1 protein-coding gene is annotated in these 1,737 nt (G+C 68.9%); it reads left to right on the top strand.

The window, feature by feature from the left end; translation table 11 throughout:
- Positions 1-416: 416 nt before the first annotated feature.
- Positions 417-1,511, top strand: a complete 1,095-nt coding sequence (gene ddlA / locus QRO91_RS20800; protein WP_049429803.1) for a D-alanine--D-alanine ligase — start codon at positions 417-419, stop codon at positions 1,509-1,511.
- The last annotated feature ends 226 nt before the right edge of the window (positions 1,512-1,737 follow it).

The raw sequence follows: 1,737 nt of genomic DNA, 5'->3' as shown, positions 1-1,737 counted from the left end.
GGGGTGTGGGGGGGGGGGGGGGGGGGGGCGGGCCCCCCCCCCGCCCAAGAATGAGACCCCAAACACAAAAGAAAAAAAAAAACCCCAAAAACACCACCCCCGGGGGGGGGGGGGGGGGGGGGGGGGGGGGGGGGGGGGGGGGGGGCGCCCCCCCCCCCCCCCGCCCCGCCCCCCCCCCCCCCCCCCGCCCCCCCCCCCCCCCCCCCCCCCCCCCACCCCGCCTTCGACAGGTTCCTGCCGTCTGTAGGGTCGGATCCCGTTGCTGCGCAACGGGCTCTGACCCCTGTTGATGGGCCATGAGGACGGTAGATCCACGCCATGCGTGGATGGATGGTTGGTTCATCCGCGCCTCACCTGGGCGGCAACGGAAGGTTCATGCTGTACGGCCACGCAACGCACAGGACATCGCATTCGCCATGGCAAGGACCCGGGTCGGCATCATCTTCGGTGGCAAGTCTTCCGAGCACGAAGTTTCACTGCAGTCGGCGAAGAACATCCTCGACGCGCTCGACCGCGAGCGCTTCGAGCCGGTGCTGGTCGGCATCGACAAGCAGGGCCAGTGGCACCTGAGCCAGCCGGAGACGTTCCTGATCAATGCCGATGATCCGTCGCGCATCGCGCTGCATCGGTCCGGCGCGTCGCTGGCGGTGCATCCCGGCGCCGAACAGGCGCAGCTGCGCCCTTCCGATGCGGCCGCAGCGCTCGGCCAGATCGATGTGGTGCTGCCGATCGTGCACGGGCCACTGGGCGAGGACGGTGCGCTGCAAGGCCTGCTGCGCATGGTCAACCTGCCCTTCGTCGGTTCACCGGTGCTGGGTTCGGCCGCAGCGATGGACAAGGACGTGGCCAAGCGCCTGCTGCGCGATGCCGGCCTGCGGGTGGCACCGTGGTTGTGCATCCGCCGTCATCAGGCCGCAGCGGTCGATGTCGATGCGGTGATCGCCCAGCTCGGCCTGCCGTTGTTCGTGAAGCCTGCCAACCAGGGTTCGTCGGTGGGCGTGAGCAAGGTCAAGGATGCCGCGGGCTTCGCCGATGCGCTGGAACTGGCGCTGCGGCATGACCACAAGGTGCTGGTGGAATCGGCCATCGTCGGCCGCGAGATCGAATGCGCGGTGCTGGGCAATGAGCAGCCGCAGGCCAGCGTATGCGGCGAGGTGGTGGTGCACGACGAGTTCTACGCCTACGACACCAAGTACATCAATGCCAATGGCGCTGACGTGGTGGTGCCGGCCGACATCGATGCCGCTACCCAGGCACGCATCCAGCAGATCGCGCTGCAGGCCTACCAGGCGCTGGAATGCGCGGGCATGGCGCGGGTCGATGTGTTCCTCACGGCCCATGGCGAGATCATCATCAACGAGATCAACACGCTGCCGGGCTTCACCCGCATCAGCATGTATCCGAAGCTCTGGGGCGCCAGCGGCGTGGACTACACCACCCTGATCACGCGGTTGATCGAGCTGGCGCTGGAGCGCCATGCGGCCGATCGCGGATTGCACAGCGCCTTGTAGAGTCCCGCGCATGGGGGCCCCCTGCACGGGCTGGCGCCATGGCGGCCCGGTCACTGGGTGGGGGGGGGGCGGCGCGCGCCGCCGCCCCCCCCCCCAACAACCCGGCGCCCCCCGCGCCGGCCGCCCGGGTGGTGCTAGTGTGGTGCGGCGGTGCTCCAAAAACAACCCCAACCCACACAGGACTCAAAACCACAAACCGGACTGTCTGGATTTCGACCACACACCC

This window comes from Stenotrophomonas maltophilia group sp. Smal32, from assembly GCF_030237085.1.
Lineage (GTDB): Bacteria > Pseudomonadota > Gammaproteobacteria > Xanthomonadales > Xanthomonadaceae > Stenotrophomonas > Stenotrophomonas maltophilia_Q.
Note: the sequence above shows the minus strand (reverse complement) of the source record. Positions and strands in the feature narration are given on the sequence as shown.